Origin of the sequence: Pseudomonas sp. AKS31 (genome assembly GCF_023634765.1) — a bacterium.
In the GTDB taxonomy this organism is placed as follows: domain Bacteria; phylum Pseudomonadota; class Gammaproteobacteria; order Pseudomonadales; family Pseudomonadaceae; genus Aquipseudomonas.
Genome location: NZ_JAMLFX010000001.1, coordinates 1,207,579 through 1,231,134, shown reverse-complemented (window position 1 = coordinate 1,231,134; position 23,556 = coordinate 1,207,579). Strand labels below are relative to the sequence as shown.

General features: G+C 59.1%; 24 protein-coding genes. 19 read left to right on the top strand and 5 right to left on the bottom strand.

The features are described 5' to 3' along the window. Nucleotides 1-557: 557 nt before the first annotated feature. Complete coding sequence (locus tag M9827_RS05535; protein WP_250604043.1) at nt 558-1,613, top strand: hypothetical protein; 1,056 nt, start codon at nt 558-560, stop codon at nt 1,611-1,613. A gap of 209 nt (nt 1,614-1,822) precedes the next feature. Here the strand turns inward: M9827_RS05535 and M9827_RS05530 are convergent, their stop codons facing one another. Beyond that, complete coding sequence (locus M9827_RS05530) at nt 1,823-2,503, bottom strand: alpha/beta family hydrolase (protein WP_250604041.1); 681 nt, start codon at nt 2,501-2,503, stop codon at nt 1,823-1,825. A gap of 94 nt (nt 2,504-2,597) precedes the next feature. Here M9827_RS05530 and ccoN (M9827_RS05525) point away from each other — a divergent pair, with 94 nt between their 5' ends. From ccoN (M9827_RS05525) to M9827_RS05480, 10 genes are all read left to right on the top strand, one after another. After that, complete coding sequence (gene ccoN, locus M9827_RS05525; RefSeq protein ID WP_221399117.1) at nt 2,598-4,022, top strand: cytochrome-c oxidase, cbb3-type subunit I; 1,425 nt, start codon at nt 2,598-2,600, stop codon at nt 4,020-4,022. 10 nt (nt 4,023-4,032) lie between these two features. Further along, nucleotides 4,033-4,641 (top strand): cytochrome-c oxidase, cbb3-type subunit II, encoded by a 609-nt coding sequence (ccoO, locus tag M9827_RS05520; protein ID WP_003223389.1) that lies wholly within the window; start codon nt 4,033-4,035, stop codon nt 4,639-4,641. A 5-nt stretch (nt 4,642-4,646) separates the two neighbouring features. After that, nucleotides 4,647-4,844, top strand: coding sequence for a cbb3-type cytochrome oxidase subunit 3 (locus M9827_RS05515; RefSeq protein ID WP_250604039.1), 198 nt, complete (start codon nt 4,647-4,649; stop codon nt 4,842-4,844). Beyond that, nucleotides 4,841-5,794, top strand: a complete 954-nt coding sequence (ccoP, locus tag M9827_RS05510; RefSeq protein ID WP_250604037.1) for a cytochrome-c oxidase, cbb3-type subunit III — start codon at nt 4,841-4,843, stop codon at nt 5,792-5,794. Before M9827_RS05515 ends, ccoP (M9827_RS05510) begins: the two co-directional genes overlap by 4 nt. A gap of 482 nt (nt 5,795-6,276) precedes the next feature. Beyond that, nucleotides 6,277-7,719 (top strand): cytochrome-c oxidase, cbb3-type subunit I, encoded by a 1,443-nt coding sequence (gene ccoN, locus M9827_RS05505; protein WP_123463551.1) that lies wholly within the window; start codon nt 6,277-6,279, stop codon nt 7,717-7,719. Next, the gene (ccoO, locus tag M9827_RS05500; protein WP_007905434.1) at nt 7,719-8,327 is read left to right on the top strand and encodes a cytochrome-c oxidase, cbb3-type subunit II; all 609 of its coding nucleotides are present in this window, start codon (nt 7,719-7,721) and stop codon (nt 8,325-8,327) included. The genes ccoN (M9827_RS05505) and ccoO (M9827_RS05500) overlap by 1 nt, the downstream gene beginning before the upstream one ends. A 5-nt stretch (nt 8,328-8,332) precedes the next feature. Continuing rightward, on the top strand, nt 8,333-8,518 hold the full coding sequence (locus M9827_RS05495) for a CcoQ/FixQ family Cbb3-type cytochrome c oxidase assembly chaperone (RefSeq protein ID WP_003175465.1): 186 nt from the start codon (nt 8,333-8,335) through the stop codon (nt 8,516-8,518). Continuing rightward, a complete protein-coding gene (gene ccoP, locus M9827_RS05490; protein ID WP_123463553.1) occupies nt 8,515-9,498 on the top strand; it encodes a cytochrome-c oxidase, cbb3-type subunit III in 984 nt (327 codons plus the stop codon). Before M9827_RS05495 ends, ccoP (M9827_RS05490) begins: the two co-directional genes overlap by 4 nt. 530 nt (nt 9,499-10,028) lie before the next feature. Further along, complete coding sequence (locus tag M9827_RS05485; RefSeq protein WP_191630901.1) at nt 10,029-10,283, top strand: type II toxin-antitoxin system Phd/YefM family antitoxin; 255 nt, start codon at nt 10,029-10,031, stop codon at nt 10,281-10,283. Further along, nucleotides 10,283-10,702: a type II toxin-antitoxin system VapC family toxin gene (locus tag M9827_RS05480; RefSeq protein WP_250604035.1), complete on the top strand. Its 420-nt coding sequence runs from the start codon at nt 10,283-10,285 to the stop codon at nt 10,700-10,702. The genes M9827_RS05485 and M9827_RS05480 overlap by 1 nt, the downstream gene beginning before the upstream one ends. A gap of 37 nt (nt 10,703-10,739) precedes the next feature. On the opposite strand, the gene M9827_RS05475 is transcribed toward M9827_RS05480, so the two are convergent. Further along, the gene (locus M9827_RS05475) at nt 10,740-11,744 is read right to left on the bottom strand and encodes a metallophosphoesterase family protein (RefSeq protein ID WP_250604034.1); all 1,005 of its coding nucleotides are present in this window, start codon (nt 11,742-11,744) and stop codon (nt 10,740-10,742) included. 579 nt (nt 11,745-12,323) lie between these two features. Between M9827_RS05475 and ccoG the strand changes: the two genes are divergently transcribed. The 6 genes from ccoG (at nt 12,324) to hemN (ending at nt 19,524) form a co-directional block, all read left to right on the top strand. Continuing rightward, entirely contained in the window at nt 12,324-13,739 is a 1,416-nt protein-coding gene (ccoG, locus tag M9827_RS05470; RefSeq protein WP_250604031.1) for a cytochrome c oxidase accessory protein CcoG, read from the top strand. 11 nt (nt 13,740-13,750) lie between these two features. Continuing rightward, a complete protein-coding gene (locus M9827_RS05465; protein ID WP_250604029.1) occupies nt 13,751-14,290 on the top strand; it encodes a FixH family protein in 540 nt (179 codons plus the stop codon). A 320-nt stretch (nt 14,291-14,610) separates the two neighbouring features. Beyond that, nucleotides 14,611-17,061 carry a heavy metal translocating P-type ATPase gene (locus M9827_RS05460; RefSeq protein ID WP_250604027.1) on the top strand — a complete coding sequence of 817 codons (2,451 nt, stop codon included), beginning with the start codon at nt 14,611-14,613 and terminating at the stop codon, nt 17,059-17,061. A gap of 24 nt (nt 17,062-17,085) precedes the next feature. Further along, nucleotides 17,086-17,298 carry a cbb3-type cytochrome oxidase assembly protein CcoS gene (gene ccoS / locus M9827_RS05455; protein ID WP_016984738.1) on the top strand — a complete coding sequence of 71 codons (213 nt, stop codon included), beginning with the start codon at nt 17,086-17,088 and terminating at the stop codon, nt 17,296-17,298. After that, the gene (locus M9827_RS05450) at nt 17,291-17,974 is read left to right on the top strand and encodes a sulfite exporter TauE/SafE family protein (protein WP_016984739.1); all 684 of its coding nucleotides are present in this window, start codon (nt 17,291-17,293) and stop codon (nt 17,972-17,974) included. The genes ccoS and M9827_RS05450 overlap by 8 nt, the downstream gene beginning before the upstream one ends. A 167-nt stretch (nt 17,975-18,141) precedes the next feature. Further along, the gene (gene hemN / locus M9827_RS05445) at nt 18,142-19,524 is read left to right on the top strand and encodes an oxygen-independent coproporphyrinogen III oxidase (protein WP_250604025.1); all 1,383 of its coding nucleotides are present in this window, start codon (nt 18,142-18,144) and stop codon (nt 19,522-19,524) included. Here the strand turns inward: hemN and M9827_RS05440 are convergent. Beyond that, complete coding sequence (locus M9827_RS05440; RefSeq protein ID WP_250604023.1) at nt 19,521-20,003, bottom strand: hypothetical protein; 483 nt, start codon at nt 20,001-20,003, stop codon at nt 19,521-19,523. The two genes, hemN and M9827_RS05440, sit on opposite strands and share 4 nt — an antisense overlap. A gap of 154 nt (nt 20,004-20,157) precedes the next feature. On the opposite strand from M9827_RS05440, the gene fnr reads away from it, so the two are divergent. Both fnr and M9827_RS05430 read left to right on the top strand, forming a co-directional pair. Beyond that, complete coding sequence (fnr, locus tag M9827_RS05435) at nt 20,158-20,892, top strand: fumarate/nitrate reduction transcriptional regulator Fnr (protein WP_123448571.1); 735 nt, start codon at nt 20,158-20,160, stop codon at nt 20,890-20,892. Nucleotides 20,893-20,970: 78 nt separating this feature from the next. Then, nucleotides 20,971-21,519 carry an adenine phosphoribosyltransferase gene (locus tag M9827_RS05430; RefSeq protein WP_034152844.1) on the top strand — a complete coding sequence of 183 codons (549 nt, stop codon included), beginning with the start codon at nt 20,971-20,973 and terminating at the stop codon, nt 21,517-21,519. Nucleotides 21,520-21,609: 90 nt separating this feature from the next. Here M9827_RS05430 and M9827_RS05425 read toward each other — a convergent pair whose 3' ends face one another. Together M9827_RS05425 and recR are read right to left on the bottom strand one after the other, a co-directional pair. Beyond that, nucleotides 21,610-22,758 (bottom strand): acyl-CoA dehydrogenase family protein, encoded by a 1,149-nt coding sequence (locus tag M9827_RS05425; protein ID WP_250604021.1) that lies wholly within the window; start codon nt 22,756-22,758, stop codon nt 21,610-21,612. Nucleotides 22,759-22,912: 154 nt separating this feature from the next. Beyond that, complete coding sequence (gene recR, locus M9827_RS05420) at nt 22,913-23,515, bottom strand: recombination mediator RecR (protein ID WP_122607290.1); 603 nt, start codon at nt 23,513-23,515, stop codon at nt 22,913-22,915. Nucleotides 23,516-23,556 lie beyond the last annotated feature (41 nt).

Below are 23,556 nucleotides of genomic sequence, written 5' to 3'. Positions count from 1 at the left end.
AATACCTCCCACGCGTTCTCGAAGCGCTCTTGATCACCGGAGCGAAATCATCCACATGACGGGCCGATGAGACCACGCGCCGCTCTACACCCGCTAGTTAGCACGAGTCGGCCTCGTGACAGAAACGGCCACCGATGCTTTTCGGCCTGTCCAGTTTCTGGCCCGGACTGGTTATCATCGTAGCCACAACACGACATGGCAACGAGCTCATGACCTACGCACTGATTGACAATGCCACTCTCACAGCTGTCCAACGTGCCACTGGAGCTGTCACGGTACAAAACACCGATACTATCAATGGAGACCTATGCGCTGTGGAGAATTTTCTCCAGGGCATTCTTTTTTACGATGACCTGTTGTGAATCGACAACTACAAGCCTCAGCACCGAGAAGCGCGGAAAAAGCAGTTCCCGTATCTGCGCTTCGTTGACCCAACTCAGTTCGAACTGCAGACGGTCGACGAGGTTGCACAACGAGAAGCCGCGCTGATCCGCCCCGAGATTCGCGGCGGTGAGTTCGTCGATGAGGACTTCGCCGCTCTCCTAGAGCAGCTGAAAATGAACATGGTCTGCACCTGGGATAAATCTTCCAGCGTGTACTACCTGACCATGAGAATGCTCGGGCACCAGGCCACTGATGCCTACGGCAAGTACAGCGCCTTGAGCGCTGCAATATTTGCCGAATTGGCAGACGTGAGCGACACACGGGGACGCTGGTCGCAAGAAGTGAAACTGGTTGGCTCCGATGGCCACGTCTTCACCGAGCAAGACTTCGCCAGGAAGAAGCCCGAAGACTTCGGTGGCGCCACAAAGCAGCTGGAAATGTTCATCGCTTCCCTGAACTGGCTGGCCTACAAGTCCATCTACTATTCCATGGCAGCCAAGCACCTCAAGGCTGACTCGTTCATTCATCCGATACGTCATGCCTATCAGCTGCACTGGCTGAAAAAAAGCGGCTTCTTTGGTCACGACTTTACGTCTCGCCTCTTAGCCAACCTTTCCAGCAAAACACAGACGAGCATCGCTGAAATCAAGTCTCACGGGGGGGCACAGACTGTCGCTCTCGACCTGCCACTTTTCTCCGCCTGGATGACCCAAGTCTCCGGCAGCGTGCCGAACGCGATCATGGCTGCCAAGCAGATTCGCAACGAAGACCATTTCGTCACCATCCGACAGACCCTGAAGGAAATACGGGTAGCGTTCGATGAAAAGGGCCTCGGTGACGGCAACAAGTTGGTGACCAAACTGATAGGCGACGTCGACAAGATTTGCGGCGACCTTAAACGCAAATACGGTGTGCCCTCGGCCCAAGGCATCCAGGGAAGCTTCCTGATCAAAGCGGTAAATACCACCATTGGATGGGCCGGCATTCCGGGCTTACCGGATCGTGAGTTTGCCCTGTCCACCCCTGAGTTCATGAAGTCGCAGTCGACCAAGGCGTTCACGACCGTCGTCAAGGACATTACATCTGAGCTGACGTCTATGGAACGGCTCGGTGGTGTTCGAGACCTCATGGCCAAATCGTTCGTCATCGACGAAGAAAAATTTGGCAGCCCGAAGGTTCAAAACCCCCGGTACCGTTACGCCACCTCTGATTGGCAAAAACCAATGTAAATGGCGCTGCGTAGCCCGCCCCAGGGCATTGCTATGCACAGGGCGGGCCGTTCTGCTGAAGGGGGGGCTGGTTATATCGTTAAGGGGGATGCTGGGCCTGTCCCGTGACTACGGACGCCAAGAAGCTGGCTATTTAGCCCTCTCCTCCAAGGGGGCGAGGGAGAAAGGGAGCCGATCTTCATGAGTTTCAAAATTTCATCTCGGCTCAGTCAATACTGAAGAAACGCAGCCACCTTCTGCGCGGCGTTAGCCAAATGCTGCTCATGGGTAAACCCGGAAACCTTGAGCGGCTTCAAATCATGGTCCCCCGCCGCCAACCAATACACTTCAATCCTCGGCGATAGATCGTAAGCCTCAACGGCGTCCTGATTCCCCAGCGCATCCCGCTCGCCTTGCACAATCAACGTCCGAGTCTGCAAACCAGCCAAATGCTCAACCCGAGGCTTCTCCGGTTTCCCCACCGCATAAAACGGATACCCCAGACACACCAGCGCATCAGCCCCCAACTCATCAGCCAGCAGACTCGCCATCCGCCCGCCCATCGACTTCCCGCCAATGGCCAAAACCCCAGTGACATGACGCCGCACCTCGGCATACACCTCACGCCAACATTCCTGCAATTTCCCCGCAGGATTCGGCGGCCGCTTCACCCCATCAACCCGCCGCTGCGCCATATAAGGAAACTCAAACCGCAACACATTCACCCCAAGCCCGGCAAGGCGCCCAGCCATATCAGTCATCCACTCGCTATCCATCGGCGCACCAGCACCGTGGGCGAGGATCAACGTCGCGGAAGCGTCACCACTGGCGGCGTCCCAAAGCCATCCATGATCGAGCACACACTGCGCCCATTGATCCCCGTCAATACTGGCCTTGTGCTGTTTGTCCATGCTTGCCTCGCTTTTAGTCTGCCTATAACTCCAGACGAAGGATTCGCGGCGTTCTCGCGCGCGCTCACTTCGGCTGAACCGTGGATGGGGAACCATGAACACTTCTATCAGTACCGCCTACAACTACAAGGTGGTCCGCCAATTCGCCATTATGACGGTGGTGTGGGGCATCGTCGGCATGGGCCTCGGGGTTTTTCTCGCGGCTCAATTGGTCTGGCCCGAACTCAACTTCAATTTGCCCTGGACCAGTTTCGGCCGTCTGCGCCCGCTGCACACCAACGCGGTGATCTTCGCGTTTGGTGGCTGTGCGCTGTTCGCCAGTTCGTTCTACTCGGTGCAACGCACCTGCCAGACTCAGCTGTTTGCGCCGAAAATCGCCGCATTCTGCTTCTGGGGCTGGCAACTGGTGATCCTGTTGGCGGCGATCAGCCTGCCACTGGGTTACACCAGTTCCAAGGAATACGCCGAACTGGAATGGCCGATCGACATCCTGATCACCATCGTCTGGGTCGCCTACGCCATCGTGTTCTTCGGCACGATCATGCAGCGCAAGACCAAGCACATTTATGTCGGTAACTGGTTCTTCGGCGCGTTCATCATCACCGTGGCGATCCTGCACATCGTCAACAACCTTGAGTTGCCGGTGAGTTTCACCAAGTCCTACTCGGTGTATGCCGGTGCAACCGACGCGATGGTGCAATGGTGGTACGGCCACAACGCCGTGGGCTTTTTCCTCACCGCCGGTTTCCTCGGGATGATGTACTACTTCGTGCCGAAACAGGCCGAACGTCCGGTGTATTCGTATCGCCTGTCGATCGTGCACTTCTGGGCTTTGATCACCCTGTATATCTGGGCCGGCCCGCACCACTTGCACTACACCGCGCTGCCGGACTGGGCACAGTCGCTGGGCATGGTGATGTCGCTGATCCTGCTGGCACCGAGCTGGGGCGGCATGATCAACGGCATGATGACCCTCTCGGGCGCGTGGCATAAGTTGCGCAGCGACCCGATCCTGCGTTTCCTCGTGGTCTCGCTGGCGTTCTACGGCATGTCGACCTTCGAAGGTCCGATGATGGCGATCAAAACCGTCAACGCCCTCTCCCACTACACCGACTGGACCATTGGCCACGTACACGCTGGCGCCCTCGGCTGGGTGGCGATGATTTCCATCGGCGCGCTGTACCACATGATCCCGAAAGTCTTCGGCAAAGAGCAGATGCACAGCGTCGGCTTGATCAACGCGCACTTCTGGCTCGCCACCATCGGCACCGTGCTCTACATCGCCTCGATGTGGGTCAACGGCATCGCCCAGGGCCTGATGTGGCGCGCGGTCAACGAGGACGGCACGCTGACCTACTCCTTCGTCGAAACCCTGGTGGCCAGCCACCCAGGCTTCGTCGTGCGGCTGATTGGTGGGGCGATCTTCCTCAGCGGCATGTTCCTGATGGCTTACAACACCTGGCGCACCGTGCGGGCCTCGCAGCCTGCTGACGTCGTTGCTGCCGCGCAGATGGCCTGAGGAGTCCGCCATGAAACACGAAACGATTGAAAAGAACGTCGGCCTGTTAATGTTGCTCATGGTATTCGCCGTGAGCATCGGCGGCCTGACCCAGATCGTCCCGCTGTTCTTCCAGGACGTCACCAACAAACCGGTGGAAGGCATGAAGCCCTACACCGCGCTGCAACTGGAAGGCCGCGACATTTACATCCGCGAAGGCTGCGTCGGTTGCCACTCGCAGATGATCCGGCCGTTCCGCGCCGAAACCGAACGCTACGGGCACTACTCGGTGGCCGGTGAAAGCGTCTGGGATCACCCGTTCCTGTGGGGTTCGAAGCGTACCGGTCCGGACCTCGCCCGGGTTGGCGCGCGCTACTCGGATGACTGGCACCGCGCGCACTTGTACAACCCGCGCAACGTCGTACCGGAATCGAAAATGCCGGCCTACCCGTGGCTGGTCACACAAGCGGTCGACAGCAGCCACACCGAAACCAAGCTCAAGACCATGCGCACCCTCGGCGTGCCGTACACCGACGACGACATCAGCGGCGCGGTGGCCAGCCTCAAGGGCAAGACCGAAATGGACGCCCTCGTCTCCTACCTGCAAGTGCTCGGCACTGCGATCAAGAGCAAGAGGTGAGCACGATGATCATTGAAATGAGTGCAGGCCTGATTCGCGGCCTCGGCACAGTCGTGGTGTTCGTCGCCTTCGTTGGGCTGACGCTTTGGGTGTTCAACCGCAAACGCACCCCGGAGTTTGCCGAAGCACGTCTGCTGCCGTTCGCCGACGAGCCGCAACCCGACACTACCCCCGCATCTGAAACAAGGAGTACCCGGCCATGACCACCTTCTGGAGTACGTGGATCTGCGTACTGACCATCGGCAGCCTGATCGGCCTGACGTGGCTGCTGATCGGCACCCGCCGGGGCGAAACCAAGGGCAGCGTCGACCAGACCATGGGCCACAGCTTCGACGGCATCGAGGAGTACGACAACCCGCTGCCGCAGTGGTGGTTCATGCTGTTCGCCGGCACGCTGGTGTTTTCCGTGGGCTATCTGATCCTCTATCCGGGGCTGGGCAACTGGAAAGGCATCCTGCCGGGTTACGAGGATGGCTGGACCGGCGTGCACGAGTGGGAAAAGGAAATGAACAAGGCCGACGCCAGGTTCGGGCCGATCTTCGCCAAATTTGCCGCGATGCCGGTGGAAGAAGTGGCGAAGGATCCGCAGGCGCTGAAAATGGGTGGTCGGCTGTTCGCTTCCAACTGCTCGGTGTGCCACGGCTCCGACGCCAAAGGCGCGTTCGGTTTCCCTAACCTCGCCGACAGCAACTGGCGCTGGGGCGGCGACGCCAACACCATCAAGACCACCATCATGGGTGGCCGGATGGCGGCGATGCCGGCGTGGGGCGAAGTGTTGGGCGAAGCCGGGGTGAAAAACGTCGCGGCGTACGTCCGTCACGAACTGGCCGGTCTGCCATTGCCAGCCGATAACAAGGCTGACCTGCAAGCCGGACAGCAGGCGTTCAGCACTACTTGCGTGGCCTGTCATGGGGCGACCGGCCAAGGGACTGAAGCCATGGGGGCGCCGAATCTGACGCACCCGGCCGGGTTTATCTATGGCACCAGCCTGACTCAACTCGAGCAGACCATTCGCCATGGTCGCCAGGGTCACATGCCAGCGCAGAACGAACTGCTGGGTAACGATAAAGTGCAATTGCTCGCCGCTTATGTGTACAGCCTGTCGCATGGATTGAATACAGAAAAACTGATTACTGAAGACAACAAGAAGTAATCATTGCGTACACCTCTGCCGCACCATTCTCGGTGCGGCAGCATCCCGCCTCTTTGCGACGCATTGTCGCACCCCTTCACACCCTCTCCTTTCGGTTCCTCTGAATCGGGTCTACGCTTGCTCGATGCGGGCTGGCTTGTGCCGGTTCCAGGTCAACGTTGACTGCTGTGTTCTGCGAACCGGCTGACTGATGTGGCCGCAAACGCCGGTAGATACCGGCTGTCGTGCCATATACCGTCCGTCACCCGAACCGGGCGTTTGAACACACCCCGTTACAAGCGACCTGAACCCCTCGCTTTTTTCGTCCGCTGCGACATTTTGTCCGAGGCCGATTTTGTCCTTACGCGGCGCATGGAAAGGCCGCAGAATCAGCGTTGGAAAGCATTGACCCAGGTCATGGCGCGTTGCAATGACCCCCTGCTCTCTGCATACTTGCGGCCGATTTTAATCCTAATAAAACACCCAAACCGTGGAACCTTAGAATGAGCACAGCAATCAGTCCGACTGCTTATAACTATAAGGTAGTCCGCCAGTTCGCCATCATGACGGTGGTCTGGGGGATCCTTGGCATGGGGCTCGGTGTCTTCATCGCCTCGCAACTGGTCTGGCCGGAATTGAACTTCGGTCTGCCGTGGACGAGCTTTGGACGCCTGCGCCCGTTGCACACAAACCTGGTGATTTTCGCCTTCGGTGGTTGTGCACTGTTTGCCACTTCCTACTATGTCGTGCAGCGAACCTGCCAGACGCGACTGATTTCCGACAGCCTCGCGGCCTTCACCTTCTGGGGCTGGCAAGCGGTGATCGTCGGCGCGATCATTACCTTGCCGCTGGGTTACACGACCACCAAGGAATACGCGGAACTGGAATGGCCACTGGCTATTTTGCTGGCGATTGTCTGGGTCACCTACGGTCTGGTGTTCTTCGGCACCATCACCAAGCGCAAAACCAAGCACATCTATGTGGGTAACTGGTTCTACGGCGCGTTCATCGTCGTCACGGCGATGCTGCACATCGTCAACCACGCCTCCCTGCCGGTGAGCTTCTTCAAGTCCTACTCCGCCTATTCGGGCGCGACCGACGCGATGATCCAGTGGTGGTACGGCCACAACGCGGTGGGTTTCTTCCTCACCACCGGTTTCCTCGGGATGATGTACTACTTCGTGCCAAAACAGGCCGAACGTCCGATCTACTCCTATCGCCTGTCGATCGTGCACTTCTGGGCACTGATCACCCTGTACATCTGGGCCGGCCCGCACCACCTGCACTACACCGCACTGCCGGACTGGGCACAGTCGCTGGGCATGGCGATGTCGATCATCCTCCTGGCACCAAGCTGGGGCGGCATGATCAACGGCATGATGACCCTCTCGGGCGCCTGGCATAAGCTGCGCACCGACCCGATCCTGCGCTTCCTCGTGGTCTCGCTGGCGTTCTACGGCATGTCGACCTTCGAAGGTCCGATGATGGCGATCAAGACCGTCAACTCGCTCTCGCACTACACCGACTGGACCATCGGCCACGTACACGCCGGCGCTCTGGGCTGGGTGGCAATGATTTCGATCGGCGCGATCTACCACATGATCCCGAAACTGTTCGGCCGTGCGCAGATGCACAGCGTTGGCCTGATCAACGCGCACTTCTGGCTCGCGACCATCGGCACCGTGCTGTATATCGCGTCGATGTGGGTCAACGGCATCACTCAGGGCCTGATGTGGCGTGCAATCAACGACGACGGCACCCTCACCTACTCGTTCGTTGAGGCGCTGCAAGCCAGCCACCCGGGTTACATCGTTCGTGCCCTGGGCGGTGCGTTCTTCGCCAGCGGCATGTTCCTGATGGCTTACAACGTCTGGCGCACCGTGCGCGCCTCGAACCCGGCTGAAGCCGAAGCCGCTGCCCAGATCGCTGTCGTTGGAGCTCACTGATGAAGCATGAAGCTGTCGAGAAGAATATTGGCCTGCTGGCCTTCTTCATGGTCATCGCCGTCAGCGTTGGCGGCCTGACCCAAATCGTTCCGCTGTTTTTCCAGGACGTGACCAACAAGCCGGTGGAAGGCATGAAGCCGCGCACCGCCCTTGAACTGGAAGGCCGCGACGTTTACATCGCCAACGGCTGTGTCGGCTGCCACTCGCAGATGATCCGTCCGTTCCGTGCCGAAACCGAACGCTATGGTCACTACTCGGTGGCCGGTGAAAGCGTCTGGGACCACCCGTTCCTGTGGGGTTCCAAACGCACCGGTCCGGACTTGGCGCGTGTTGGCGGTCGTTACTCCGATGACTGGCAGCGTGCGCACTTGTACAACCCGCGCAACGTGGTGCCTGAGTCGAAAATGCCGGCTTACCCGTTCCTCGTAGAAAACAAGCTCGACGGCAAAGACACCGCCAAGAAAATGGAAGTGTTGCGCACGCTCGGCGTCCCTTACACCGACGAAGACATCGCCGGGGCCAAGGATGCCGTGAAGGGCAAAACCGAAATGGACGCGCTGGTGGCCTATCTGCAAGGCCTGGGCACCATCATCAAAAGCAAACGGTGAATTAGATGGATATCGGGATGATTCGTGGCCTGGGCACCGTTGTCGTGATGGTGGCCTTCATCGGTCTGGCGCTGTGGGTGTTCAGCCCCAAGCGCAAGTCGGAGTTTGAAGACGCGACCTTGTTGCCTTTTGCGGATGATCCCGAAGCCATCAAGCACGTCGAGCAAGCTTCTAGGAGTAACAAAGAATGACTACATTCTGGAGTCTGTACGTCACAGTCCTCAGTCTCGGTACGATCTTTTCCCTGACCTGGCTGCTGCTGTCGACCCGCAAGGGCCAGCGCAGCGAACAGACGGACGAGACCGTCGGGCACTCTTTCGACGGGATTGAGGAGTACGACAACCCGCTGCCGAAATGGTGGTTCATGCTGTTTGTCGGCACCATCGTTTTTGCCTTGGGTTACCTGGTGCTGTACCCCGGCCTGGGCAACTGGAAAGGCCTGCTGCCGGGCTACAACTACCTCGATAACGACAAGCAGACCGCGTTCGCCAACGGCCAGACCGGCTGGACCGGCGTGCACGAGTGGGAAAAGGAAATGGCCCGCTCGGACGCCAAGTTCGGTCCGATCTTCGCCAAGTTCGCCGCGATGCCAATCGAAGAAGTCGCCAAGGATCCGCAAGCACTGAAGATGGGTGGCCGCCTGTTCGCCTCCAACTGCTCGGTGTGCCACGGCTCCGACGCCAAGGGCGCTTATGGTTTCCCTAACCTGACCGACGCCGACTGGCGCTGGGGCGGCGAGCCGGAAACCATCAAGACCACCATCATGGGCGGTCGTCACGCGGTGATGCCGGCCTGGGCGGAAGTGATTGGCGAGCAAGGCGTTGCCGACGTGGCAGCCTTCGTGGTGACCAACCTGGATGGGCGCAAATTGCCCGAAGGCACCAAGGCAGACCCGGCCAACGGCGGCAAACTGTTTGCGGCCAACTGCGTGGCCTGCCACGGTCCGGCTGGCAAAGGCACACCCGCCATGGGCGCGCCTGACCTGACCCACCCGGGTGCGTTCATCTACGGTTCGAGCTTCGCGCAACTGCAGCAGACCATTCGTTACGGCCGTCAGGGCCAGATGCCTGCGCAGGAACAACTGCAAGGCAACGACAAGGTGCACTTGCTGGCGGCGTATGTTTACAGCCTGTCCCACGGTGAAAAAGCACCGGAAGCGAACGCCGAGTAAGGCCAACGCTTGAAGCAAAAAAGGCCCCGCCAATGTTGATTGACGGGGCCTTTTTTCGTGCCGGCATTCATGACTTGAAACGTTTGCTCAATAGACCTGAGGAAAGCTGCCCTGTAGGTTTTTCTCACGCCGATGAGCAGCATCGGGACAACCTTCAAGGATGAAGCCCACATGTCAAAAAATCACGAAAATACACTGCCAAAACGGTTGCAACCTCGCCCTGATCATGAGGCAACGCCGGTAAAAACGCCCATGGCACCCGCACGCTCACCATCGCCAGACACCGTGGGCCATCCACGTAACGAGGGCGGTCTGGACGGTCTCGGCGGCGGCCGATTGCCCTGACAGGTGGCAGCAAAACACAGCGAATATACGTCCAATATCCTGCGCCCCAGCCCTCTGGCTGGGGCGCTTTCGCCGGTGCCGTTATGACAGTGATAAACCGATCGTCCGCAACCCACCTTTCCGATTGCTGGGCAAACGCCAACGTAGTAACGTTTCTACACCCGAATCACTGGAGGCCGAAAATGATGGCCATCACGACCATTTCCAGCCGCGAGTTCAACCAGGACACCAGTGCCGCCAAAAAAGCCGCGCATCAGGGCCCGGTCATCATTACCGATCGTGGCAAGCCTGCCCATGTACTGCTGAGCATCGAGGAATACCAGAAGCTGACCGGTAGCCAGACCAGCATCGTCGATCTGCTGGTGATGCCGAATGCGCCTGACATCGAATTCGAACCCGAGCGCGCCGTCATCACTCCTCGCAGCGTGGATCTGTCCTGATGTTTCTACTGGATACCAATGTAGTTTCCGAACTGCGAAAACCCCAGGCCGACAAGCAGGTGGTGACATGGGCACACAGCGTCGCCCCGGCCAGCCTTTATTTATCGGCAATCACTGTGCTGGAGCTGGAAACCGGCATTCTGCGTATTGAACGCCGCGACCCGCCACAAGGAGGGAAGCTGCGTCACTGGCTCGAGCATCACGTCAAACCCGCATTTTCCGGAAGAATCCTCTCGGTCGATACCGCCGTCGCTACCCGTTGCGCACAGCTGCATGTACCTGATCGCAGCAACGAATGCGACGCCTTGATCGCCGCCACCGCACTTGTACATGGACTGACGCTGGTCACCCGTAATGTTGCCGACTTCCAACTCAGCGGCGTTCATCTGATCAACCCATGGACCGCTGCCAATCACTGATCATAAAAGCCCCGCCAGATCACTGGCGGGGCTTTTTTCATGGGCGATTGGCAAAGATCGAATGCACCGCCGTGGTATCGATCAGCGTTCGATTGCGCCACTGGTTGTCCTTCACCAGATAGACCTGCAACTGCTTGCGGTCTTCGGTAAAACTGGCAATCAGATAGGTTTGTTGAGACGTACTGCCGCTCAGGTACATGGGCACGTTACCCTCCCAATAGGAATCGCCTCCCTCCTTATGCAAATGGCCAGCAAAGATCGCCGTCACTTGGTATTTATTGACCATGTCGTGGAAGCGCTTCTTTTGCGCCTGGGTCCCCTTGTGGTTGAACGGTTTATGCATATTGATGATGATCGCGTACCCCGAGACTCGCGCCAGTCTCAGATCCGTTTCGAGCCAGTCCAGCGCATCGTTGATTTCAAACGTCGTCGGGTTCAGTGGATGAGCAATCCGGTTGGTATACGTCGGTTCGTTATTGAGCTGAACCATATGAACTTCGCCGATGTTTTTTGAATAGGCGAGACTGCCGGAGTACTTCTTGCTGAGAAGGCCACTGGTGATTTTCAGATCAAAGCTGTCGACTTTTCCCTCATGATGCTCTTTGAACTCGACGATACTTCCCGCGGCACAACTATTGGTAAAACAATCATCAACATTATTTTCATAATCGTGATTACCCAAGCCGTACAAGTAATCACCTTTGAAGTGTTTATTCAGTAAGTCCTTCATGAACGAACGCTGCCAGCCATGACCAAACGCGGTGATATCGCCATTGATCATTAAAGGTACTTGCGCTTGAGAGCCGTGCTGATTTCTGAATTCGGCAATACTCCCTAGCTGAGTATCAACCAGCCATTTCGAGCGGACACCGAATTCGGCATCGGATTCGGGGTCGCGGTCGTCGGTCTTGTCGGTCCAGGGATATTGAGTATCCGAGGCAAACACCATGTGTTTCGGCGTTCCGGTTATAGCCTGCGCCGAGGCAACCGCCGCCAATAAACAAACACCCAGCACTACACTTGCCAACTTGTTAAAAGTCATACATTGAATTCCATTCAAACTAATTATTTACACGCGAAAGACGTTTCGCGAAAACAGAACTTATTCGAAAAAACAGAAAACTTCAAAGCACTCACGAAGAACAATCAATTAGATATATTTCAGACACAGAGAACCTACAACTTGAACAACCAGCAAAACACTTACATCAAACATGAAAATCTGCACGACCTGGCGCCGCGCAAACAACCTTCAAAGCCTCGTTTAAAACAGGCAAGCGTCGAGTGGTGCAAGCGTTCCTGAACATGACGCCATTCGTACGCGCGCCAGATTGAACCAGGTTTTTTCGCAGGATCGCGATGGCAGTGACAGCGGATTGCTCTCCCATGGAAACAATGAAGTAGCCCTCAGGCCAAAACCGTCCATACTCAACAAGTCAATTGACCTGCATCATGCTTTGCTGCATTCGCTACACCATTCAGGTTTTTTACCCAACGCGACCAAAGGTCGCACCCTTGAACCAGAGCGACCGGCGTATCATTGCGCCACTGCAACACCCCTTTTTGACCTGGGTTGGCACGTATCGACCGAGGCATTTTTCCACTGCCGTGGGATGCAATGATGAGCAACCAGATTCCGGTACACGACGTCACACCACCGAGTAAAAACGCGAACAACAGCGTTGATCTTTACGCCTCTCGAGAAAAAATCTACACCCGTGCTTTCACCGGCCTGTTCCGCAACCTGCGGATGATGGGCGGCGCGGCATTGTTCCTGCTGTACTTCGGGACGGTGTGGTTGAACTGGGGCGGTCATCAGGCCGTTTGGTGGAACCTGCCGGAGCGCAAGTTCTTCATTTTCGGTGCGACCTTCTGGCCACAGGATTTCATTCTGCTCTCGGGCCTGTTGATCATTGCCGCGTTCGGGCTGTTCTTCATTACCGTGTATGCCGGGCGAGTCTGGTGCGGCTACACCTGTCCGCAAAGTGTGTGGACGTGGATTTTCATGTGGTGCGAGAAGGTCACCGAAGGCGACCGCAACCAGCGCATCAAGCTCGACAAGGCGCCGATGAGCGGCAACAAGTTTCTGCGCAAATTCGCCAAGCACGCGCTGTGGCTGCTGATCGGTTTCGTCACCGGCATGACCTTCGTCGGCTATTTCTCACCGATCCGTGAACTGGTCTTTGAGTTCTTCACCGGCCAGGCCGATGGCTGGTCGTATTTCTGGGTCGGTTTCTTCACCCTCGCCACCTATGGCAACGCCGGTTGGCTGCGCGAGCAGGTGTGCATCTACATGTGTCCGTACGCACGCTTCCAGAGCGTGATGTTCGACAAGGACACACTGATTGTTTCCTACGACCCGCGTCGCGGTGAAAGCCGTGGTCCACGCAAGAAAGGCGTCGATTACAAGGCCTTGGGCCTGGGCGACTGCATCGATTGCACCATGTGCGTTCAGGTCTGCCCGACCGGTATCGACATCCGTGACGGTCTGCAAATCGAGTGCATCGGCTGCGCCGCGTGCATCGATGCCTGCGACAGCATCATGGACAAGATGGATTACCCGCGCGGGCTGATCAGCTACACCACCGAACACAACCTCTCGGGCCAGAAAACCCATAAACTGCGCCCGCGCCTGATCGGCTATGCCGTGGTGTTGCTGGCGATGATCAGCCTGTTGGTCACCGCGTTCTTCATGCGCTCGCTGGTCGGTTTCGACGTCAGCAAGGACCGCGTGCTGTATCGCGAGAACGCCGAAGGCCGGATCGAAAACGTCTACAGCCTGAAGATCATGAACAAGGATCAGCGCGACCACACCTATGTGCTGGAAGCCGCCGGTCTGCCGGACCTGCGCCTGCAAGGCAAGCGCGAGATCAAAGTCGCAGCCGGCGACATCGTCAGCATGCCCGTCGAGTTGTCGAGCGCACCGGAACAACTGCCATCGAGCACCAACGAGGTGAAATTCATCCTCAAGGATGCCGATGACGACAGCGTCCACGTTGAAGCCAAGAGCCGATTCATCGGCCCACAAATCCGTTGAGAGAACTGAACATGCCCGCAGCAAACGCCGCAAGTCCCTGGTACAAGCACCTTTGGCCATGGATCATCATCGCGATTCTGGCCTGTTCGGTGACCCTGACCCTGTCCATGGTAACCATCGCGGTGAACAACCCGGACAACCTGGTCAACGACAACTACTACGAGGCCGGCAAAGGCATCAACCGTTCGCTGGACCGTGAGCTGTTGGCGCAGAATCTGAAGATGCGCGCGGCGGTGCATCTGGATGACGTGACCGGCGAAGTTGATCTGCGCCTGAGCGGTGACAGTCAACCGAAAACGCTGGAGTTGAACCTGATTTCGCCGACGCAGCCGGAGAAGGATCGCAAGATTGTCCTGACCCGCAGCGAGACCGAAACCGGGCGTTACATCGGTCAGTTGGGTGACAAGGTTGAAGGTCGCCGGTTTGTTGAACTGCTCGGTAGTCAGGATGATCACGTCTGGCGTATGTTCGAGGAAGAGCTGGTCAACCATGACAAGGAGCTGTTGTTGGGTGATGAGCCGCTGCAAGGTGCCGAAGACTTGAAGAAGTAAACAACTTCAAAAGCCCCCTCACCCTAGCCCTCTCCCCCAGGAGAGGGGACTGATCTCGAGCGTTTGCACGTTTTGTGTATGACAGTGAAAATCCAGGCGACTGAGCCTGTTTTCAGGCTCACACCGATCGGCTCCTTCTCCCTCCGGGAGAGGGGACTGATCTCGAGCGTTTGCACGTTTTGTGTATGACAGTGAAAATCCAGGCGACTGAACCTGTTTTTTCCGGCTTACACCGATCGGCTCCCCCTCCCTCCGGGAGAGGGCTGGGGTGAGGGCAAGCGGACAACTCCAATGCAAGGGCTTACTCCCTCAACGATGCCATGACCACTCCACTCCCCTGCTACCACTGCGCCCTGCCCGTCCCGTCCGGCAGCCGCTTCACCGCTGTCGTACTCGGGCAACCCCGCGAGTTCTGCTGCCCGGGCTGTCAGGCTGTGGCCGAAACCATCGTCGCCGGCGGCCTGGAAAGCTATTACCAACACCGCAGCGAAGCCTCGGCCAACCCCGAAGCGCTGCCAGTGCAGCTGACCGATGAACTGGCGCTCTACGACCGCGCTGACGTCCAGCAACCCTTCGTTCGTCATGAAGGCGATCTGGCCGAAACCACGCTATTGATGGAAGGCATCAGTTGTGCCGCCTGCGGCTGGCTGATCGAAAAACACCTGCGCACGTTGCCCGCCGTGGCCGAAGCAAGGCTGAACCTGTCCAACCATCGCTTGCATGTACGCTGGGCAGACGCGCAATTGCCGCTGAGCCAAGTGCTCGCCGAACTGCGCCATATCGGTTACGCCGCCCACCCGTATCAGGCCGATCGCGCCAGCGAACAACTGGCCAGCGAAAACCGCCTGGCCCTGCGCCAGCTCGGCGTGGCGGGGCTGTTGTGGTTTCAGGCAATGATGGCGACCATGGCCACCTGGCCGGAATTCAATATCGACCTCAGCCCGGAGTTACACACGATCCTGCGTTGGGTGGCGCTGTTCCTGACCACGCCGATCGTGTTCTACAGCTGCGCGCCGTTCTTCAAAGGCGCGATGCGCGATCTGCGCACACGCCACCTGACCATGGATGTCTCGGTGTCGCTGGCGATCGGCAGTGCTTACATTGCCGGGATCTGGACCTCGATCACCGGGGTCGGCGAGTTGTATTTCGACGCGGTGGGAATGTTTGCGCTGTTCCTGCTTGCCGGCCGCTATCTCGAACGCCGTGCCCGCGAGCGCACCGCCGCCGCCACGGCACAACTTGTGAACCTGTTGCCCGCCTCGTGCCTGCGCCTGGACAACGACGGTCAGAGCGAACGCATCCTGCTCAGCGAACTGCGCCTCGGCGAGCGGATTCTGGTGCAGGCCGGCTCGATTCTGCCGGCGGACGGCAAGATCATCGACGGCCAATCGAGCATCGACGAATCGCTGCTCACCGGCGAATACCTGCCGCAACCGCGCAGCCTCGGCGACAGCGTCACCGCTGGCACGCTCAATGTCGAAGGCGCGTTGACCGTGGAAGTTCAGGCGCTGGGCCAGGACACGCGCCTGTCGGCCATTGTCCGTCTGCTCGACCGCGCCCAAGCAGAAAAACCGCGACTGGCGGAAATCGCCGACCGCGCCGCGCAATGGTTTTTGCTGCTGTCGCTGATTGCCGCAGCGGTCATCGGCTTGCTCTGGTGGGAGCTGGATTCGTCGCGGGCGTTCTGGATTGTCCTCGCCATGCTCGTTGCCACCTGCCCCTGCGCGCTCTCACTGGCAACGCCGACCGCGCTTACCGCCGCCACCGGCACCCTGCACAAACTCGGCTTGCTGCTGACCCGTGGTCATGTGCTGGAAGGCTTGAATCAAATCGACACGGTGATCTTCGACAAGACCGGCACCCTCACCGAAGGCCGACTGGTGCTGCGCTCGATTCGCCCACTTGGCGCGCGCGACAGCGATGAATGCCTGAGCCTTGCCGCCGCACTGGAAAACCGCTCGGAACATCCGATTGCCCGCGCCTTCGGCCGTGCGCCGTTGGCCGCTGAAGAAGTTCATAGCAGCCCGGGGCTTGGCCTCGAAGGCTTGGTCAATGGACAGCGTTTGCGCATTGGTCAGGCGGATTTTGTCTGCGCCCTCAGCGGTGCGAGCGCGCCCGACATGCCGAACGAGGCCGGCCAATGGCTGCTGCTCGGTGACACTCAGGGGCCGCTGGCTTGGTTCGTTCTTGACGACCGCTTGCGTGACGACGCCCCGGCGCTGCTCGCCGCTTGCAAGGCGCGTGGCTGGCGCACATTGCTGCTGTCCGGCGACAGTTCGCCGATGGTCGCCAGTGTGGCGGCAGAACTCGGCATTGATGAGGCCCGCGGTGGCTTGCGCCCGGACGACAAACTGCAAGTCCTGCGACAGTTGCACAAGGAAGGTCGCAAAGTGCTGATGCTCGGCGACGGCGTCAACGATGTGCCCGTGCTCGCGGCGGCGGACATCAGCGTGGCGATGGGTTCGGCCACCGATCTGGCGAAAACCAGTGCCGATGCGGTGTTGCTGTCCAACCGCCTCGACGCCTTGGTGCAGGCCTTCACGCTGGCGCGGCGGACCCGTCGGGTAATCATCGAGAACCTGCTGTGGGCGGCGCTGTACAATGGCCTCATGTTGCCGTTCGCCGCCCTCGGCTGGATCACCCCGGTATGGGCTGCCGTCGGCATGTCGATCAGTTCGTTGACCGTGGTGCTCAATGCCCTGCGCCTGACTCGTCTGCCGAGTCCGCCGCCGGCCAGCACCCGATCGCACACCCGCCCGCTGCCGGCCTGAGCCGCACGGGCACCTGGAGTACCGATGCCAGCTCTCTACGTGATGATCCCGGCCGCCCTGCTGATCGTGGCCATCGCCGTTTACATCTTCTTCTGGGCGGTGGACAGCGGCCAGTACGACGACCTCGACGGCCCGGCGCACAGCATCCTCTTCGACGATCAGGATCCTAACCACACCGCGGCGGTCGACGAAGCCAACCCCAACAAACCGGACGACAAGGCCCCACCCCATGCTTGAACTGGCGCCACTGCTGGTATCGGCATTGATCCTCGGCTTGCTTGGTGGTGGCCATTGCCTGGGCATGTGCGGCGGCTTGATGGGCGCGCTGACCCTGGCGATTCCCAAGGAACAGCGCAGCCGGCGCTTTCGCTTGTTGCTGGCGTACAACCTGGGGCGAATCCTCAGTTATGCCACGGCCGGATTGCTGATTGGCCTTGCAGGCTGGGCGGTCGCGAATAGCCCAGCGGCATTGTTCATGCGCGTGCTGGCCGGGTTGTTGCTGATCGCCATGGGTTTGTATCTGGCCGGTTGGTGGAGCGGGCTGACCCGCATTGAAAGCCTTGGACGCGGTCTGTGGCGCTACATTCAACCGGTTGCCAACCGCCTGCTGCCAGTGTCGAGCCTGCCCCGGGCGCTATTGCTTGGCGCGTTATGGGGCTGGCTGCCGTGCGGGCTGGTTTACAGCACACTGCTGTGGTCAGCGAGTCAGGGCAATGCACTGGACAGTGCGTTGTTGATGCTCGCGTTCGGCCTCGGCACCTGGCCGGTGCTGCTCGCCACAGGCCTTGCGGCGGAACGCGTCACTGCCATTTTGCGTAAACGCAGCGTGCGCATGGCCGGTGGATTGCTGGTCATTCTGTTCGGCATCTGGACATTGCCCGGCCCGCATCAGCATTGGCTCATGGGCCATTAAGATCAAAAGATCGCAGCCTTCGGCAGCTCCTACCTTTGGAATGCGTTTCCCTGTAGCTGCCGAAGGCTGCGATCTTTTGATCTTATGCTGTTGATGCAAATCAAGAGCCCCACCACCGCCCCCCGATAGACTCGCCACACTGCCAGCCTATCCGGGGGAATGCCCGCATGCTCGACGCCATTCGTTGGGACTCTGATCTGATCCGCCGCTACGACCTGGCGGGGCCGCGCTACACCTCGTATCCGACGGCCGTGCAATTTCACAGTCAGGTCGGTACGTTCGACCTGTTCCATGCCCTGCGCGACAGCCGCAAGGCCCTGCGCCCGTTGTCGCTGTACGTGCACGTGCCGTTCTGCGCGAACATTTGCTACTACTGCGCCTGCAACAAGGTCATCACCAAGGATCGTGGTCGCGCCCTGCCCTACCTGCAGCGGCTGGAGCAGGAAATCCAGTTGATCGCCTGTCACCTCGACCCGGCCCAGAAAGTCGAGCAACTGCACTTTGGCGGTGGCACGCCGACTTTTCTCAGTCATGACGAACTGCGCCAGTTGATGGCGCACCTGCGCAAGCATTTCAATCTGCTGGATGACGATTCCGGCGATTACGGCATCGAGATCGACCCGCGTGAAGCCGACTGGTCGACCATGGGCCTGCTGCGCGAACTCGGCTTCAATCGGGTCAGCATCGGCCTGCAAGACCTCGATCCGGCGGTGCAGCGTGCGGTCAATCGCCTGCAAAGTCTGGAGGAAACCCGCGCGGTGATCGATGCGGCGCGCACCCTGCAGTTTCGCTCGATCAATATCGACTTGATCTACGGCTTGCCCAAGCAGACCCCGGAAAACTTCGCCCGCACCGTTGAGGAAGTCATCAGCCTGCAACCGGACCGACTCTCGGTGTTCAACTATGCGCACCTGCCGGAGCGTTTCATGCCGCAGCGGCGGATCAACAGCAATGAACTGCCTGCGCCCGCGCAAAAACTGGAAATGCTTGAGCGCACCATCGAGCAACTGACCGCCGCCGGCTATCGTTACATCGGCATGGATCATTTCGCCCTGCCCGATGATGAGCTGGCCATTGCTCAGGAAGAAGGAACCCTGCAGCGCAACTTCCAGGGTTACACCACTCACGGCCATTGCGACTTGATTGGTCTGGGGGTTTCTGCAATTAGCCAGATCGGTGATCTGTACTGTCAGAACAACAGCGATCTCAGCCAATACCAGAACACCCTCGCCGCTGCTCAACTGGCGACCAGCCGGGGCCTGGTGTGCAATGCCGATGATCGCTTGCGTCGCGCGGTGATCCAGCAGTTGATCTGCAATTTCAGCCTGGAGTTCGCCGCGATCGAGCAGCAGTTCAACATCGATTTTCAGGGTTATTTCGGCGCGCTGTGGCCGCAGCTGCAAGGCATGGCCAGCGATGGCCTGATTGAACTGGATCGCGAGCGGATCGTCGTGTTGCCGGCAGGACGTCTGCTGGTGCGCTCGGTGTGCATGGTGTTCGATGCATACCTGGAACAGCAGAACCGTCAGCGTTTTTCGCGGGTAATCTAGTTTTTTGTCAGCAACGAACCAACGCTCAGATTCTGATCCGCGGTCAGCCCGGACTGCCCGACCACTTTGGACAAAGCCAGATTGGCCGTGATCAGACCGGTATTCAACGCGGCGATGGCGCCGCGCAGTGCAGCAGCCTTGATGATTTTTTCTTCGTTGGAAAGGCGCTTGTCGGCCATGATCGCTTCGATGAGTGCCTTTTTCTCGGCAATCTGTTTTTGCAATTTGCGGATCATCTTCAGCAATTGCTGGATGTTCTCGGGGAGGCCGCTGTTCTCGATATCGCTGTTTTCGCCCCCGACACTGGCGGATTTTGCAATCGATGCACCGGACAGCGACACTTTGACGCCCTCGACCAAGGTCGGGGTTGCCTCTTCGGACAAACCGGGATCGCGCGCATTGCCGGACGCAACTTTAAACGCTTCCGGCGTTGCCGCAATGTCGCTGCTACCGGGGCCCAGCGTACCAATGGCGGCCATCGAATCGTTCCTTGTATGCACGTTGATACCTGTTTATCGGCTGCTGGCCCTGCGGCTTTACGCCCGTAGGGCAAAGTCGCCCCAGACTGGCCTGAATGTCCTCCCGTGGGTTACCCTTACGGCTTATGTGTGTTTTCCCACAAGGATCTAAGAAATGTCCGAGCCAGTTAAACTGCGCGCTCACAACCAGGCCCATTGCAAGGATTGCAGCCTGGCCCCTCTCTGCCTGCCACTTTCTCTGAATCTGGAAGACATGGATGCGCTGGACGAGATCGTTAAACGCGGCCGCCCGCTGAAAAAAGGCGAGTTCCTGTTCCGCCAGGGCGACACGTTCGATTCCGTTTATGCAGTACGCTCCGGCGCCCTGAAGACATTCAGCCTGAGCGACGGCGGCGAAGAACAGCTCACCGGTTTCCACCTGCCGAGCGAACTGGTCGGTCTGTCCGGCATGGACACCGAGAAACACCCGGTGTCGGCCCAGGCGCTGGAAACCACCTCGGTCTGCGAAATTCCCTTTGAACGCCTCGACGAACTGGCCCTGCAACTGCCGCAACTGCGCCGCCAGTTGATGCGCGTGATGAGCCGCGAAATCCGCGACGACCAACAGATGATGTTGCTGCTGTCGAAGAAAACCGCTGACGAGCGCATCGCCACATTTCTGGTCAACCTGTCGGCACGCTTCCGCGCTCGCGGTTTCTCCGCCAACCAGTTCCGTCTGAGCATGTCGCGCAATGAAATCGGTAATTACCTCGGTCTGGCCGTGGAAACCGTGTCTCGTGTGTTCACGCGTTTCCAGCAGAACGAACTGATTGCCGCCGAGGGCAAGGAGATTCACATCCTCGACCCGATTCAGCTCTGTGCGCTGGCCGGTGGCTCGATCGAAGGCTGATCTCGATCCGCGGTTGAGCGAAGCGTTTCAGCCGCGGGTATACTGCGCCGTTTGCAGCCCTGCCAGGACACCTCGACGATGGTCTTCGACTCCTTCGACATCAAATCGCTTATCCGCCCTGTGATCGACTTCCCGAAACCGGGCGTGATCTTCCGCGACATCACCCCGCTGTTTCAATCGCCAACGGCCCTGCGCCTGGTGATGGACAGCTTCGCCCACCGTTACGTCGAAGCTGATTTCACCCATATCGGCGCGATGGATGCCCGAGGTTTTCTGATCGGCTCGGTGTTGGCCTATCAGTTGAACAAACCACTGGTGCTGTTCCGCAAGCAAGGCAAACTGCCGGCGGACGTGCTGGCCGAAGGTTACGCGACCGAATACGGCGAAGCGTTCCTGGAAGTGCACGCCGACAGCCTGTGTGAAGGCGATTCGGTGGTGATGTTCGATGATTTGATCGCCACCGGCGGGACGTTGATTGCAGCAGCCAACCTGATTCGCCGCATGGGCGCGCGGGTGCATGAGGCGGCGGCGATTATTGATTTGCCGGAGCTGGGCGGGTCGCAGCGGCTTGAGGACATGGGCATTCCTAGCTTCTGCCTGACGCAGTTTGCCCTGACCGATAAATAGTAAAGATCAAAAGATCGCAGCCTTCGGCAGCTCCTACAGGGAAACACACATCCCTATGTAGGAGCTGCCGAAGGCTGCGATCTTTTGCTTCTAAAGCCCCATCTGCTTGCTGATGATCTCGTTCATCACCTCTCGCGTCCCGCCGCCAATCGACAGAATGCGATTATCCCGATACAGCCGCTCCACCAGACTCTCGCGCATGTAACCAAGCCCGCCAAGAATCTGCACCGCCTCGGTGGTGATCCGGTCCGAGGTGTCCGTGGCAAAGTTCTTCGCCATCGAAATCTCCTTGATCACACTCTGCCCCGCCGCCATCTTCGCCGCTTGCCGGTAAGTGAATTCCCGCGATACCTCAAGCGCTGTGGCCATCTCGGCGAGGCGATGCTTGATCACCTGAAACTTGCCGATCGGCTTGCCAAACGCTTCGCGCTCGCGTGCCCACTTCAGGCTTTGCTCCAGCGCAAGCTGTGAGGTCATGTTGGCCATCAGCGCCAACGCCAACCGTTCGCTCTGGAAGTTGCCCATGATGCAGGCGAAGCCCATGTTCTCGGCGCCGATCAGGTTTCCTGCAGGCACACGGCAATCGTCGAGGAACAACTCAGCCGTGTCCGACGCCCACCAACCCATTTTTTTCAACTGACGGCCAACGGTGAAGCCCGGCGTACCCTTCTCGATCAGCAGCAGGCTGATGCCGCCAAACCCCGGCGCACCGGTACGCACCGCGACGGTGTAGAAATCCGCGCGCACGCCACTGGTGATAAAGGTTTTGCTGCCGCTGACGCGATAGACATCGCCGTCGCGCACGGCACGGGTTTGCAGGTTGGCGACGTCGGAGCCGCCGCCCGGTTCGGTGACCGCCAGGGCGCTGATCTTCTCGCCACGGAGTACTTGCGGCACGACGCGCTCGCGCACTTCGGGGCGAGACCATTTGACGATCGGCGGCAGGCCGATATCCAGCGAGCCCAGCCCCGCTACCACGCCGCCAGAGCCGCAACGCATCAACTCCTCACTGGCGGCGACCTTGGCGAACAGATCGCCTTCATGGCTGCCTCCCAGCGCTTCCGGGTAACCGATGCCGAGGATGCCCGCCGCGCCAGCCTTCAGATACAACTCACGGGGAAAGCTTTCGGCCTCTTCCCACTGATCGATGTCCGGCAGGATCTCGCGTTCGACGAAACGCCTGACGCTGTCGCGGACCAATTGATGGCTGGGGTCGAAGTATTCCTGAAAGGCAGGCATGGGCGAGCTCCACGGAAGGGTTCACCGAACTTAACCGAGCGCTTGCTTGGTTTACAAGGTACAGAAGATCAAAAGATCGCAGCCTTCGGCAGCTCCTACAGGGAAACGCGTTCCAAGGTAGGAGCTGCCGAAGGCTGCGATCTTTTGATTTTTATTAGAGGGAAATCGGTTTACGCCCGGCAAACGAATGCGCCAGCGTGCCGCCATCGACCAGCTCCAGCTCACCGCCCAACGGCACGCCGTGAGCAATCCGCGAGGCGATCAGGCCTTTGTTGCTCAACAGCTGAGCAATGTAATGCGCCGTCGCCTCACCTTCCACGGTCGGGTTGGTCGCGAGGATGACCTCGGTAAACGTACCCGCCTCTTCAATCCGCGCCATTAGCTGCGGAATACCGATTGCCTCCGGCCCCAGGCCATCGAGCGGCGACAAATGCCCCTTGAGCACAAAGTAGCGCCCACGGAAACCGGTCTGCTCGACCGCATACACATCCATTGGCCCTTCCACCACGCACAGCAAGGTGTCGTCACGGCGGGTATCGGCGCATTGCGGGCACAGATCGTCTTCGGTCAGCGTACGGCACTGGCGGCAATGACCGACCCCTTCCATGGCCTGGCTGAGGGCCTGGGCCAGGCGCAAGCCGCCACTGCGGTCACGCTCGAGCATCTGCAACGCCATGCGCTGGGCAGTTTTCTGACCCACGCCCGGCAAGGTGCGCAAGGCGTCGATCAGTTGGCGAATCAAAGGGCTGAAGCTCATGGGTAAAAAGTCCGACAAAACAACGAGACGCGGTTTATACC